Annotated in this window: 10 protein-coding genes; 5 read left to right on the forward strand and 5 right to left on the reverse strand. The window is 60.9% G+C overall.

Annotation, left to right across the window (positions count from 1 at the left end):
* Nucleotides 1–144: 144 nt before the first annotated feature.
* Together ACT5M9_RS15155 and ACT5M9_RS15160 are read left to right on the forward strand one after the other, a co-directional pair.
* A complete protein-coding gene (locus tag ACT5M9_RS15155) occupies nucleotides 145–2292 on the forward strand; it encodes a prolyl oligopeptidase family serine peptidase (protein ID WP_457982302.1) in 2148 nt (715 codons plus the stop codon).
* 239 nt (nucleotides 2293–2531) lie between these two features.
* Nucleotides 2532–4685, forward strand: a complete 2154-nt coding sequence (locus ACT5M9_RS15160; RefSeq protein WP_457982304.1) for an AsmA family protein — start codon at nucleotides 2532–2534, stop codon at nucleotides 4683–4685.
* Between the two features lie 61 nt (nucleotides 4686–4746).
* Here ACT5M9_RS15160 and ACT5M9_RS15165 read toward each other — a convergent pair whose 3' ends face one another.
* The 3 genes from ACT5M9_RS15165 to bufA2 form a co-directional block, all read right to left on the reverse strand.
* Nucleotides 4747–5532, reverse strand: coding sequence for an HvfC/BufC family peptide modification chaperone (locus ACT5M9_RS15165; protein WP_457982305.1), 786 nt, complete (start codon nucleotides 5530–5532; stop codon nucleotides 4747–4749).
* Nucleotides 5516–6382 (reverse strand): MNIO family bufferin maturase, encoded by an 867-nt coding sequence (bufB, locus tag ACT5M9_RS15170; RefSeq protein ID WP_457982307.1) that lies wholly within the window; start codon nucleotides 6380–6382, stop codon nucleotides 5516–5518. Before bufB ends, ACT5M9_RS15165 begins: the two co-directional genes overlap by 17 nt.
* 83 nt (nucleotides 6383–6465) lie before the next feature.
* Nucleotides 6466–6732 carry a BufA2 family periplasmic bufferin-type metallophore gene (gene bufA2, locus ACT5M9_RS15175; protein WP_438549246.1) on the reverse strand — a complete coding sequence of 89 codons (267 nt, stop codon included), beginning with the start codon at nucleotides 6730–6732 and terminating at the stop codon, nucleotides 6466–6468.
* A gap of 368 nt (nucleotides 6733–7100) precedes the next feature.
* Here bufA2 and ACT5M9_RS15180 point away from each other — a divergent pair, with 368 nt between their 5' ends.
* Nucleotides 7101–7835 carry an SDR family oxidoreductase gene (locus tag ACT5M9_RS15180; RefSeq protein ID WP_457982308.1) on the forward strand — a complete coding sequence of 245 codons (735 nt, stop codon included), beginning with the start codon at nucleotides 7101–7103 and terminating at the stop codon, nucleotides 7833–7835.
* A 270-nt stretch (nucleotides 7836–8105) separates the two neighbouring features.
* On the opposite strand, the gene ACT5M9_RS15185 is transcribed toward ACT5M9_RS15180, so the two are convergent.
* A complete protein-coding gene (locus ACT5M9_RS15185) occupies nucleotides 8106–9308 on the reverse strand; it encodes an NAD(P)/FAD-dependent oxidoreductase (RefSeq protein ID WP_457982309.1) in 1203 nt (400 codons plus the stop codon).
* Between the two features lie 130 nt (nucleotides 9309–9438).
* Here ACT5M9_RS15185 and ACT5M9_RS15190 point away from each other — a divergent pair, with 130 nt between their 5' ends.
* Complete coding sequence (locus ACT5M9_RS15190) at nucleotides 9439–9966, forward strand: RrF2 family transcriptional regulator (protein ID WP_457982310.1); 528 nt, start codon at nucleotides 9439–9441, stop codon at nucleotides 9964–9966.
* A gap of 611 nt (nucleotides 9967–10577) precedes the next feature.
* On the forward strand, nucleotides 10578–11759 hold the full coding sequence (locus tag ACT5M9_RS15195) for a M28 family metallopeptidase (RefSeq protein WP_457982311.1): 1182 nt from the start codon (nucleotides 10578–10580) through the stop codon (nucleotides 11757–11759).
* Nucleotides 11760–12009: 250 nt separating this feature from the next.
* Here ACT5M9_RS15195 and ACT5M9_RS15200 read toward each other — a convergent pair whose 3' ends face one another.
* Nucleotides 12010–13104 carry a type I restriction endonuclease gene (locus tag ACT5M9_RS15200; protein WP_457982313.1) on the reverse strand — a complete coding sequence of 365 codons (1095 nt, stop codon included), beginning with the start codon at nucleotides 13102–13104 and terminating at the stop codon, nucleotides 12010–12012.
* Nucleotides 13105–13236: the final 132 nt, after the last annotated feature.

The following is a 13236-nucleotide window of genomic DNA, read 5'->3' on the forward strand; positions in this document are numbered from 1 at the left end:
ACTTAAGCGAAAAGATGGCTATGGCAAGGGGCCGCTCTGGCACGGGGACGTGCTCGCCTGAGTCAGGTCTCCCCTGGGGGGTTGGGGGCCATGCCACTCTTTGCTAACCTGCCTGCTTCATTCGAACCGCAGGGAGTTGCCTCGATGCGATCCATTGTCTGTCTGCTGGCCCTGACATTGCTCGGTGCCTGCAGTGGTCACTCAACTCAAGAGGATGCCATGTCAGGGAAAACGCGCCTTCATTACCCCATCACCCGCCAGGGCGAGCAGGTGGATCACTACTTCGGTCAGGCCGTGGCCGACCCCTATCGCTGGCTGGAGGACGACCGCAGCCCCGAGACCGAGGCCTGGGTCAGGGCACAGAACGCCGTGACCCAGGATTACCTGGCCAGGATCCCGTTTCGGGAGGCGATAAAGAGCAAGCTCGCCGCCTCCTGGAACTATGCCAAGGAGGGGGCGCCGTTTCGCGAGGGACGCTACCACTACTTCTTCAAGAACGACGGCCTGCAAAACCAGAACGTGCTGTGGCGTCAGGCGCCGGGCAAGCCCGCCGAGGTGTTCCTCGATCCCAATACCCTCAGCCCCGATGGCACCACGGCGCTGGATCAGCTAAGTTTCTCCCGGGACGGCAAGCGGCTGGCCTACTCCTTGTCCCTGGCTGGCAGCGACTGGCGAGAGATCCACCTGATGGATGTGGAGAGCAGGCAGCCCCTGGAGGCACCCCTCAAGGACGTGAAGTTCAGCGGCATCAGCTGGCTTGGCAACGAGGGCTTCTTCTACTCGAGCTATGACAAGCCGGATGGCAGCGAGCTGTCGGCCAAGACGGATCAGCACAAGGTCTACTTCCACCGCCTCGGCACGGCGCAAGAGGACGATCGGCTGGTGTTTGGCGCCATCCCGGCCCAGAAACACCGCTACGTGGGGGCCAGCGTCACAGAGGATGATCGCTACCTGCTTATCTCGGCGGCGAACTCCACCTCGGGCAACCGCCTCTATGTGAAGGATCTGACTCAGGACAATGCGCCCCTGTTGACGGTGCAGGGGGATCTGGATGCGGATGTCAGCCTGGTGGACAACAAGGGCAGCACCCTGTTCTTGCAGACCAATCGCGGCGCCCCCAACGGTCGGCTGGTGACGGTGGATGCGAGTGAACCTGGCCCCCAACACTGGCGCGATCTCATCCCCGAGCGCCCTCAGGTGCTGACGGTACATAGCGGCGCCGGCTATCTGTTCGCGGAATATATGGTGGATGCCACCGCCCGGGTCGAGCAGTTCGACTATGATGGCAACAAGGTGCGGGACATTGCACTGCCTGGCCCCGGCAGCGTCAGCGGTTTCAACGGCAAGCACGATGATCCCGAGATCTACTTCGGCTTCGAGAACTATGCCCAGCCGCCGACTCTCTATCGGCTGGCCCCCAGGAGCGGCGACATCAGCCTCTACCGCGCCTCGGCGGCGCCGTTCAATCCCGCGGATTATGTCTCGGAGCAGCGCTTCTACCAGAGCAAGGACGGCACCCGGGTGCCGCTCATCATCAGCTATCGCAAGGGGCTGAAATTCGATGGCAGCAATCCCACCATCCTCTATGGCTACGGCGGCTTCGATGTCAGTCTGACCCCGAGCTTCAGCGTGTCGGTGGCAAACTGGCTGGATCTGGGGGGCGTCTACGCGGTGGCGAACCTGCGCGGGGGCGGCGAGTATGGCCAGGCCTGGCACCTGGCGGGCACCCAGATGAACAAGCAGAACGTGTTCGACGACTTTATCGCAGCGGCCGAGTACCTGAAGGCAGAAGGCTACACCAGCACCGACAAGCTGGCGGTGCGCGGCGGCTCCAACGGCGGTCTGCTGGTGGGGGCCGTCATGACCCAGCGCCCGGATCTGATGCGGGTCGCCCTGCCGGCGGTGGGGGTGCTCGACATGCTGCGCTATCACACCTTTACCGCCGGGGCGGGCTGGGCCTATGACTACGGCACCAGCGACGACAGCGAGGCCATGTTCGAGTATCTGAAGGGCTACTCGCCGCTGCACAACCTGCGCGAAGGGGTGAGCTATCCCTCGACCCTGATAACCACGGCGGATCACGACGATCGTGTGGTGCCGGCCCACTCCTTCAAGTTCGCCGCCACCCTGCAGGCGGACAACGAGGGCCCTCATCCCCAGCTCATTCGCATCGAGACCAATGCGGGGCACGGGGCGGGCACGCCGGTCACCAAGCTCATCGAGCAGAGCGCGGATCTCTATGCCTTCACCCTCTACGAGATGGGCTACCGGCAACTGCCGTTGCAGCTCTGACCAGTCTGAGATGGGCTACCGACAACTGCCGTTGCAACCCTGAGCGGGGTGAAAGGGCTGGTATCAGCCGTGTCGATCTGACCAAGGGCCCCAGGGGGCCCTTTTCGTTGTATGGGCCCCGTCCAGAGGCTGGGCGCGACCATCCCTGTCTCGCCATTTGCCGGTTTTGGCTCCGTCTTGCCCTCTGCTATCCCCCCGGTGGTATAGTCAGCCGCAGGATCTGCATTGAGGAAGTCATCGTGAAGAAGATCGTCTACATACTGCTGGGGCTGGCGCTGGCCGCCCTGGTGGCCATCGTCGCCCTGGTCAGCCTGATCGACCCGAACCAGTTCAAGCCCCAGCTGGCGGATCAGGTGAAGAAGAACACGGGCCGCGAGCTGGTGATGGAGGGAAACATCGGCTGGCGCTTCTGGCCGAGCCTTGGCCTGAGCTTCGAGCGGGTGGCCCTGCGCAATCCCGCCGGTTTCGCCGAGCCTGATCTGGTGCGGGTCGAGAAGGGGGATGCCTCGGTGGCACTCTTGCCTCTGCTCTCCCATCGGCTGGAGATAGGCGAGGTGACCCTGAGCGGTGCCCATCTCTTCATCCAGACCAAGTCTGACGGCAGCAGCAACCTGACGGATCTGGTCAAGGATGAAGGCAAGGAGGTCGGTGCGAGCGAAGCGGCCCCCGCCAGCCCTGCCGACGAGTCGCAGCCCTGGCAAGTCACCCTCAAGGGGGTCTCCCTCGAGCAGGCCAGCGCACTGGTGCAGGACGATCGCAGCGGCGTCAGCTCTCGTCTCGAGCGCCTGGATCTCAACCTGGGTCAGCTGACCCTGGGGGAGTGGGTGCCGGTGACCCTTGCCGCCAAGGGGGCGCGGGGTGAGCTGGCCTTCGACATCAAGGGCCAGGCCGAGATCAAACTGGCCCGGGATGAGAAGGAGAGCGAGCTCAAGGATCTGTCGCTCAGCGGCAGCCTGAGCGACCCCAAGCAGCGGCTGGATGACTTCTCCCTCAAGGCGGATCGCCTGGCGCTGGGGGAGTGGAGCAGCCTGACCCTGAGTCTGAACGGTGCCCAGGGGGAGGTGGCCAAGCCGACTCTGGCCGGTACGCTGGATGGCACCCTCAAGGCGAAGGTCGACGAGAGCCTGCAACTGGTAGAGGTCTCGGATGCGGTGCTGGCCGCCAAGCTGAGCGGGGAGGGCCTGCCGCGCTCGCCCCTCTCCCTCAAGCTGGCGGGCTTCGCCCGCGCGGAGCTGGACAAGCAAACTGTCACCCTGACCAACCTGGTGATGGGGGCCGATGATGCCTTGTTGAGTGGCAATGGCGTGGTGAAACTCGCTGCCGTGCCCAGGGTCGAGTTCGATCTCAAGGGAGACAAGCTGGATCTCGACGCCTGGCTCGGCAAGCAGGACGGGGCCAATACTGCCGCATCTTCTGCCGCACCGGCCACAGTGTCGGCGGGTGAGCAGGGCGCAGCGGCCAAGTCAGCCCCCTCGGCTCAGTCCCTGTCCACGGCAGAGCCGGACTTGAGTGCCCTCAAGCTGGTCGATCTGGCGGGTCGACTGCAACTGGGCAACCTGAAGGTGAAGGGGCTGGATTTGAGCGCCGTCGATCTGCAACTGGCCTTAAGCGGCGGTGAGCTCAACCTCAAGCAGTTCAATGCCGGCGTGGCCGGTGGTCAGGTGAGTGCCAGCGGAGTGCTCGATGCCCGTCAGCAACCCGCCAGCTACCGGGTGCACAAGCAGATCCAGGGGGTGGAGATACGCCCGCTGTTGCAGACCCTGGGCCAGAACGACCGACTGGAGGGCAAGGGGGATCTGGATATCCAGGTGCAGGGGCGCGGCCTCTCCGAGCAGGCCCTGCGCAGCCAGATGCAGGGCACTATGAGTCTGAAGCTGAGCGACGGTGCCCTGCACGGCATCAACCTGGCCCAGATGATCCGCGAGGCGCGGGCCATCCTGACCGGCAAGGGCGCCGAGCAGGTGAACGAGGCGCGCAAGACCGACTTCAGCGATCTCAGCGCCCGCTTCCAGATAGCGAATGGCATCGCCCGCAGTGACGACATCCAGCTGGCGGCTCCGGCCCTGCGGGTACAGGGTCAGGGTCAGACCGCCCTAGTGCCCGAGACCCTCGACTTCCTCTTCCTCACCTCTGTGGTGGAGAGCAGCAAGGGCCAGGGGGGCAAGACGGTGGATGAACTCAACGACATCACTATCCCGGTGCACATCGGCGGCCACTGGCAGGCGCCCAGCTACAAGTTGGATGTGAAGGCGCTGCTCAGCAACAACAAGGTGCTGGAGGAGAAGGCCAAGAAGGAGGCCGAGCGCGGTCTCAAAAAGTTGTTGGGGGACAAGGCCGACGACGAGGGGATCAAGGGGGCGGCGGATCAGCTGCTCAAGGGGCTGTTCAAGTAGCCTGGCTTCGCATCACGTATTCATGACAACGGGCCCTTGGGCCCGTTTTTTGTGCCAAGGGTCAATCCTGCCGACATCCGCCGATCAGCCCCTCGGCCAGCCAGAGCTGCAGGAAGCAGCCGGCCCGAAAGGCGGCCACCTCTTCCCCGAGTCGCTCTCCCAGGTGCAGGCAGAGGCTGGCGAAGGTTTCCCGCCGAAACAGATCCTGCACCGCCATGGCTTCGTCGGGGCCCAGGCTGCGATAACGGCTCAGGCGCTCGCCGTCTCGCCAGATGAGGCAGAGGCTTGGGTGTTCTTGATACTGGGGGGGAGGCGGCGCCTGCTCGTCCTTGAGCGCCTTCCACACCGCCAGGGTATTGAAGTGCTGGGGATGCAGGTTGGCCGACGGCACCGGCACGAAGCGTATGCCGGGCCAGCTGTCGGCGGGTTGGCGCTGGATCTCGCTCAGGGTCAGAGGCTTTGCATCGGCGGCATCGAAGGCGGCGCGAAGGCGCCACTCGAAGTCGGCGAGTTCCGCCACCTGGGGGTGTTCGGCGAGGGTCCGTTCGAGGTAGTGGGGGAAGCCCGCCCCCAGTGCCCTCAGGGTCCAGCTGCGGGGCGGGTGCTGTGCCAGATAGCCGAGGCAGCACTGCTCGAACAGCTCATCTCCCACATAGGCCCAGGTCTGCTCGAAATCCTCCTGCAGGCATTCCAGCAGCCGGCTCTGGTAGGCGTTGGCATAGATCTGCCAGCGCAGTTCGGCGGACAGGTGGCCTGCGACCAGGGGAACGGGTGGAGAGTCGGATTGTTGCAACAGGCCCTGCATAAAGGCCTGCAGCAGGGCTTGCAGTTCAGCGGGCACTGGCATGGGGCACCTCGCGATGGACCTTGCCGGTGGGCCAGTGGGGGGAGGCGATGCGCCTGGCCTGGTTCAGCTCCGCCACCAGCTCAGCGAAAGGTGGAATATGATCGTCGCGCTCTATCATGGTGCTGACGGGGCCGAAGCGGCGCACCGCCCGCTCGAACAGGGACCAGACCGGATCGACTATGGGGTGGTCATGGGTATCGATGACGTAGTCGCCATAGTCGCTGTGACCGGCGAGGTGGAACTGCACCACGGCCTGGGTATCGATCTCGTCCAGATAGGCGTTGGCATCGAAGCCGTGGTTGCGGCTGCTCACATAGATGTTGTTGATGTCGAGCAGCAGCTTGCATCCGCTCTGCCGACTGAGCTGGTTGAGAAAGTCCTGCTCCAGATATTCGTCCCTCGGGAAGGCGAGGTAGGTGGAGGCGTTCTCCAGCACCAGGGGACGACCGAGGTAGTTCTGCACCCCATCGATGCGATCGATCAGGTGGGTCAGCACTGCATCCGTCAGGGGGAGGGGGAGCAGGTCATGGCTGTTCTGGCCGCCCGCGCCGGTCCAGCAGAGATGATCCGACAGCCAGACGGGCTCTATGCTGCGCATCAGTTCCCGCAGGCGGGCGAGGTAGTCCATGTCGAGGGGGTCGGTGGAGCCTATGTTCATGGAGACCCCGTGCATGACGATGGGGTAATCGGCGCGCACGCGATCGAGATAATGGCGCGGCTTGCCCCCCGCTACCATGAAGTTCTCCGACAGGATCTCGAACCAGTCGACGCCTTTTGCGCCATCCAGTACATCCTGAAAGTGGGGGGGCCTGAGCCCGAGACCGAAGCCAAGCCAGGGGAAGTGGTGCATCCAGACTCCTTGGTTGAGAGGCCTTAAAAAACAGGCCGGTAACCCCTCGCAGGGACCGGCCATGGCAAGAGCTAGTGGTCAGCTTAGCGAGTTTTCCCGCCCTTGGCGTTGCACTCTTCCCGGGTCATGCTGAGGAAGCCCTGGCCCTTGCAGGCGCCCTGTCCCTTGCAGCTGTTCTTGGCGGTCTTGCAGTCGTTGTGGCCCTTGCAGCTGTTCACTCCCCAGCACTGCACCTGATCTTCACCGTGTTGTCCGGTATTGGCGGCCATGGCGGCACCGGAGAGGGAGACGGCGGCCATGGCCAGAGCGGCACCGGCCAGACAGTTGAGGGTTTTGCGGGTTGCGTGCATCTTGTTCTCCTTGGTCATGTCGTCACTCTGCCCGTATTGGCCGAGTGTCCGTGTGACGTCATCGGGTGAGGCGCGGCCTCCGGTACTGCGTTCAGGGAGGTGTGGCTCACTGACCCTATTACGATCCGGTTCGAACCCTTGGATCACTCTGAGCCCCGATGACGACGCTCATTGAACAAGACCGTGGCGAGCGCGATTTACATTCAAATCACATGCATCTTTTTTGCACACCCGGGTGGAATGCCCGTTGGTCATAGGCTGGCACGGCGGTGCTCATGGTCTGATCGATACCCATTTCGCCCGTTGCGCGTCAGATCTGCTGGGGTAGTATCTGGGCAGACAATGAGCACAATAAACAGGGAGGTGAGGTGAGCAAGAGGGCATTGATCACCGGCGGTAGCCGGGGAATAGGGGCGGCAACCGCCCGTCATCTGGCGGGGCAGGGCTATGATCTCTGCCTCAACTATCGCCAGGGCCGTGAGGCCGCAGAGGCGCTGGTGGCCGAGATCCGTGAGCGTCATGGGGTGGCCTGCATTGCGCTGCAGGCGGACGTCAGCATCGAGGTCGAGGTGGTGCGGCTGTTCGAGGAGATGGACCAGCGGCTCGGCCCCATCACCCATCTGGTGAACAACGCCGGCATCTTGCAGCCACAGATGCGGGTGCTGGAGATGAGCGCCGAGCGCATCAACAAGACCCTGACCACCAATGTCACCAGCTATTTCCTCTGCTGCCGGGAGGCGGTGCGCCGGATGACAGCCGGAGGCGCCATCGTCAACGTCTCCTCCGCCGCCGCGCGCCTCAGCTCCGCCGGTGAGTATGTGGATTATGCCGCCTCCAAAGGGGCCATCGACGTGCTGACCAAGGGCTTGTCCCTGGAGGTGGCGGCCCAGGGGATCCGGGTCAACGGGGTGAGGCCCGGGTTTATCTACACCGACATGCACGGCGATGGCGGTGAACCCGGCCGGGTGGATCGCATCAAGGGAAATATTCCACTGCTGCGAGGTGGTCAGCCAGTGGAGGTCGCTGCCGCCATCGCCTGGCTGTTGTCGGATGAGGCCTCCTATGCCACCGGCACCTTTATCGATGTGGCGGGCGGACGTTGAGAGGTGTGGGGAAGGCTGATCTTCCCCAAACCCTGAGGGTTTATAGACGGGGGCCATCAGTCGTTGATCCGCAAAGGTCACTATTTCACGACTGACGCTATGGGGTGCCTGGTCTCTTGTTTGTTCTCAACGGTTTGTTCGCAACAAGCAGCCCCATGTCTGCTCGGCATTGAGGTGTCGTCTGCACAGTGATTGAGTCAGACCCTCGCTCAGTTGAAATGAGTGCGAGTCAGGTTACTGCCTGACTCGCACTCTGGGACTGATGGGCAATCAAACAAACTTGGCCAGGGGATCGGCGGCGGCAAAGGCCTCGTCGCGATTAGGCTTGGGCGGATAAATCAGCTCGTTGGTGATGGCTATCTTGAGTTTCTTCGCTTCTTCGCGAACCAGTTTTACCTGCTGATCCCAGCCTTCGGTATAGACGGCACCCCAGGCCCCCAGATCAAGGCAGGTCACATAGTTGACCTGGCGATAGGGCAGTGGAGTGACCCCCAGCAGGCTGGCGGCGACGTTGTGTCCGGCGAATTTCCCCAACTGGATGGCGTGCTGGCAGGTCATCAGCGCCGTGTTGCCAAGGTCATCCGTCTTGGCATGGGCCATGTCGCCAGTGGCGTAGATATTCGGGTGACCCGGGATCTGCAGCTCCGGCGTGACGATAAAGCGCCCTTGCGCATCGCGCTCGGCGACGATGGATTCCCCCAGCGAACTGGCTTTGACCCCGGCGGTCCAGATCACGGTGGCCGCATCAATCCGGCTGCCATCTTGCAGCGTCACCCCGGTGGCATCCACCACTTCCACGCCCGTCTTCAGTCGCCACTCCACACCCAGCTCATCGCAGGCGTTGCGGATCACCTCGCGCAGCGCCTCACTGTACTGGCCACCGACGACAGAACTACGCTCTACTACGACTGCTTTGGTATTCGTATTGGCGCCTAACAGGGCCTTGAGTCGTGAAGGCAGTTCGGTGGCCAGCTCGATCCCGGTAAAGCCGCCACCACAGACCACGACTGTGTTGCGTGCCGGGCTGTCTGGCTGGGTTGGCAGGGCATTCAGATGCGTTTCGAGGCGCTGCGCCGTCTCCAGCTGATCGATGTCGAATCCATATTCGGCGATGCCCTTGACGCCGAAGTTGTGCAGCTGGCTGCCGCCGGCGAGTACCAGACGATCGTAGGCAATGCAGGTCATCTCGGCTTGAGCATTGCGATACCAGACCCGGTTTTCCTGGCACTCCACCCGTTCAGCACTGCCGGCAATGAAACGGATATCGAGGGCCTCGAACAAGGGCCTCAGATCGGCGGTCAGCGAGGCCACGTTCGCCTCATAAAAACGGGGCCTGACCCGCAGTTCGGGCTGGGGGGAGAGCACGGCTATCTCCAGCTCATGGCTGCCCTGGAGATGCGCCAGACGCGCGGCACCGACGGCGGCCCACATGCCGGCAAAACCACTGCCGATGATAAGAATACGTTGCTTCATGTTTTTCCCTTCCAAAGGTACAGGCTGATTCGCCTCGATATCTGCGACTATACTTATCCGAGTTAACTGCGACAAGATCTTTCTGAGTATCTGCTGTACCATCGGCAGGACGAACGAGATGGAGCAAGCAATGGCGTTTTACAGTTCTGGTGTGGAATACGGCATTCACAGCCTGATGAGCATGGTCGATGCGAAAGGCAACGAGCGTGAGCTGAGCGTGCGCGAAATGGCAGAATTGCAGAACGTGCCGTACGACTACCTGGCCAAGATCTTTACCCGTCTCTCCCGGGCGGGGCTGGTGGTGAGCTCGGAAGGCAAGGGGGGAGGATTTCGACTCGCCCGGGCCAGCGAGCTGATCACTGTGCTGGATGTGGTGCAGGCCATCGACGGGGACAAATCGCTATTTGAATGTCGCGAGATCCGCCAGCGACTGGCCCTGTTTGACGAGACGCCCCCCGCCTGGGCCTGCGATGGCCCCTGCGGTGTTCGCGCCGTCATGGATGGTGCCCAACAGCGCATGGAAGAGGAGTTGGCCCGCTGCAGCATCCTTGACCTGGTGCGCAAGATGTACCGCAAAGCCCCAGATACCTTCACCATCGAGGTGAAACAGTGGATCAGCGATCGTCGCAGCAAGGCCGCCATCCCGGAGCGGGAGTAACCTGTTTGAGGGCATCTCTCGCCAAGGCAGCCTTGAGGGGAAGCGAGAGATCGCCTTGAGGTAAAGCTTTGTCAGCCTTGGACTTTGGGGTCCAACGTTATGGCTCCACCCCATCAGGTGTTGAAAAGCCAATCTTGAAGCAGGACCTTACCGTGGGGGCTTCATGGCTCCTCTGCCTTTCAACACCAGCAGCCCCTCTTCCCATGACAGACCTTGCGCCAACGCCCTGTTGCTCATCAACATGAGCTGGTCGCCCCCCATCCGAGGGCTTCATTGACCATTCAGTTGCAAGCATGTCGTTGCTGCCTGCCCCCGGCTATTCGCACCGACATGGCACAGTTTGACTCCCTTTGTCAGCCCCCCAGCCTGGGCTGCCATCGTCCTGTCCGGTGGGCACGCTGTGTGGAGCACCCTCGCCAGCACAAAGCTCCGTCAGCCTCCCTCGAACCGGCGCAGTAGACAGCAGATCCTGCAGTTGCCCCTACCGGACGGGGGGTTGGCCACATCAGATGGGCAAATCCACGCGCATTCCCCCTTGGCTAGACTGGGCCAGTCGTCTTATGACACCCATTTGGCATACTTGCCTTCAACTCTATCTGGAAGGATCCGATATGAAACCCTTGTTGACCGCCCTCTTGCTCCCCTTGCTGCCCCTCGCCGCACAAGCCGCCGAACCCGTCTGGATCACGGTCGGTGCCGACAGCGGCGTCGAACTCAAGCAGGTCAAGGCCAAGCTGACCCCATTGTTCAGTGCCAGCGGCGCCCCGATCCAGCTGGCCCAGGTCGAGGCAAGCGAACTCGGCACTCTTTCCCACCTGATGCACGAAGGTCATCAGCGCTGCGGCGGCTACGTGGTACACAGCACCCTGGCCGACGCCCTGCAGAGCATGGCCCAGCCCATCAGCCAGAACCTGTTCAGCGCCCCGCCGCTGACCCAGGGGGCCAGCGTCACCCGGCTGTTGCCCTATCTGGATCAGGGCAACATAGTCGGCACCATCAGCCAGCTCGCGAGCTGGCGTAACCGCTACTACACCACCACCACAGGGGTACAGTCGGCCGACTGGGTGGCCGGTCAGTGGCAGAGTCTGAGCGCCGCCCTGCCCTGGGCCAGCGTCAGTCGGGTCAAGCACAGCGGCTATCCACAGCAATCCGTGGTGCTAACCCTCAAGGGCAGCCGCTACCCGGACGAAGTGGTTGTGCTCGGCGGCCACCTCGACTCCACCGCAGGCTCCGCCCCCAACAGCCGCACCCTGGCGCCGGGTGCCGACGACGATGCCTCCGGCATCGCCACCCTGACCGAGGTGCTGCGGGTCATCGCCGAGCAGGGCCGCCAGCCGGAGCGCACCCTGCAGTTCATCGGCTATGCGGCGGAAGAGGTGGGGCTGCGCGGCTCCAAGGACATCGCCACCCGCTACAAGGCAGCCAACACCAAGGTGCTGGCGGCGCTGCAGCTGGACATGACCAACTATCAGGGCTCGGCGGAAGACATCGTCTTCATGACCGACTACACCGACAAGGGGCTGACCGGCTACTTGGCCCAGCTGCTCGATGCTTATCTGCCCCAGATCCGCTACGGCTACGACAGCTGTGGTTACGGCTGCTCGGATCACGCCTCCTGGCACAATCAGGGCTACCCGGCCGCCATGCCGTTCGAGTCGCGCTTCAACGACTACAACCCCAACATCCACACCGCCCAGGACAACTTGCAGAACTCGGATCCCTCGGCCGCCCATGCCCTCAAGTTCGCCCAGCTGGCCACCAGCTTCGCCATCGAGATGGGCAAGATAAACTGAGACGCCAGTGGGAGATGATCCACATAATGAAAGGCTCTGTCCCCATCAGGTGTTGGAAGGCTTATCTTGAAGTCGGCCCTCATTGTGAGGGCCGTCATCTAGGGAAGAGGGGGCTGTGGCAGTGGATGAAACCTTCTTGACTCATCACCTGGTGGTTGTCCTATGAAGCCTACTGCGTCACTGGCACCTTTATCGGCGTGGTCGGCGGCGCTAAGAGACTTGGGAAAGGCTGCCCTTCCCCAATCTTTGGCTATTCATAGACGGCGGTGGCTGTCAGCAGTTGGTCTGCAAGGGTAAATATTTCATCGACCGAGCCTATGGGATGTCTGGTCTCTTTTTTGTTCTCATCAAACAGCCCAATGTATTTCTGTTTGGCGTTGAAGTGCAGCCTGCACAGTGGTTTGCGATTGTTATCATCCAGCAGCACGCCGAAATAGCTCTGGGTGTCTCTTGCTGCAATCCGTGTTACCTCGAATTGTTGTCGAAGAATCGCTTTGACAACATTAAATCCTTCTATTTCCTCAATGCTAGTATCAACCTTCGATTTCTCTGCATTGTTATTGGAAGAATCAGTTTCATCATCTGATTGGTTATTGTCAGCAACATGCTGAATTGATGCAGTGCTAATACTGCTACCAATTGCAGACTTCAATCTTGCATTGATACTGTCGTTGAGGAATTGAATGAGGGCCTTTTTGGTTATGTCGGTAAAGGACTGTTTTACCTTTGCGGTCAAAACTCCATCATATATTCTGGAAGCAAAAAATCTTACGAAGTCTTCCTCTGGCGAATTGAATTGTTCAGCAAGCAGCTTTTTAATTTGACTGAGATACTTCAATTCACCCGCAGCATCAACGACCGACTCGACGTCAAAAGCACTCTTGGTTAACTTGAGTACTTCTGGCACCACATGTTCATCAATGTCTTCCAGATCCAGTGTGAGAAACGGCTTCTCGTCCATCTTGTTGGGGGCATCGAGATCGGTATAGAACTCGTACTGAGCGCCGTTGGTCAATATACCAATTCGAGCATTGGTGACCGAGAAGTATCGGAAGAGCTGACCAGAGTGTTTCATTGACAGCTTTTCACTGTACTTCTTGCATTCAACAAGAATTTGAACCTGCCCGTCCTTCAAAATGGCATAGTCAACCTTCTCTCCTTTTTTGATCCCAGTATCTGCGGTAAATTCAGGAATGACTTCGGTCGGATCAAATACATCATAACCGAGTACACGGCTGAGAAAAGGCATTACAAATGCATTCTTTGTCGCTTCTTCAGTCGTGATCATGGCAGATTGCTGGCTGATTTTTTTGGCGAGGCTTTGAAGTTGCTCTGAAAAGTCCATATCTGTCTCTCTACATAGCTGTGTGGGTACTTTTATTCGTCACTGTTTTTCTGTGGCTTCCTGATAAAGACGAGGAAATTTCATCTCGACTCAATAGTTAGCAAAGTTCTATGGGAAGCCAAGGCGTGAATG

This window comes from Aeromonas sp. AE23HZ002T15, assembly GCF_054165525.2.

What these genes read in the sequence shown, in the direction of transcription:
- ACT5M9_RS15155 (WP_457982302.1), top strand. Translation starts at nt 145, where the DNA reads ATGCGATCCATTGTCTGTCTGCTGGCCCTGACATTGCTCGGTGCCTGC.
- ACT5M9_RS15165 (WP_457982305.1), bottom strand. Translation starts at nt 5,532, where the DNA reads ATGCCAGTGCCCGCTGAACTGCAAGCCCTGCTGCAGGCCTTTATGCAG.
- bufB (WP_457982307.1), bottom strand. Translation starts at nt 6,382, where the DNA reads ATGCACCACTTCCCCTGGCTTGGCTTCGGTCTCGGGCTCAGGCCCCCC.
- bufA2 (WP_438549246.1), bottom strand. Translation starts at nt 6,732, where the DNA reads ATGCACGCAACCCGCAAAACCCTCAACTGTCTGGCCGGTGCCGCTCTG.
- ACT5M9_RS15185 (WP_457982309.1), bottom strand. Translation starts at nt 9,308, where the DNA reads ATGAAGCAACGTATTCTTATCATCGGCAGTGGTTTTGCCGGCATGTGG.
- ACT5M9_RS15190 (WP_457982310.1), top strand. Translation starts at nt 9,439, where the DNA reads ATGGCGTTTTACAGTTCTGGTGTGGAATACGGCATTCACAGCCTGATG.
- ACT5M9_RS15195 (WP_457982311.1), top strand. Translation starts at nt 10,578, where the DNA reads ATGAAACCCTTGTTGACCGCCCTCTTGCTCCCCTTGCTGCCCCTCGCC.
- ACT5M9_RS15200 (WP_457982313.1), bottom strand. Translation starts at nt 13,104, where the DNA reads ATGGACTTTTCAGAGCAACTTCAAAGCCTCGCCAAAAAAATCAGCCAG.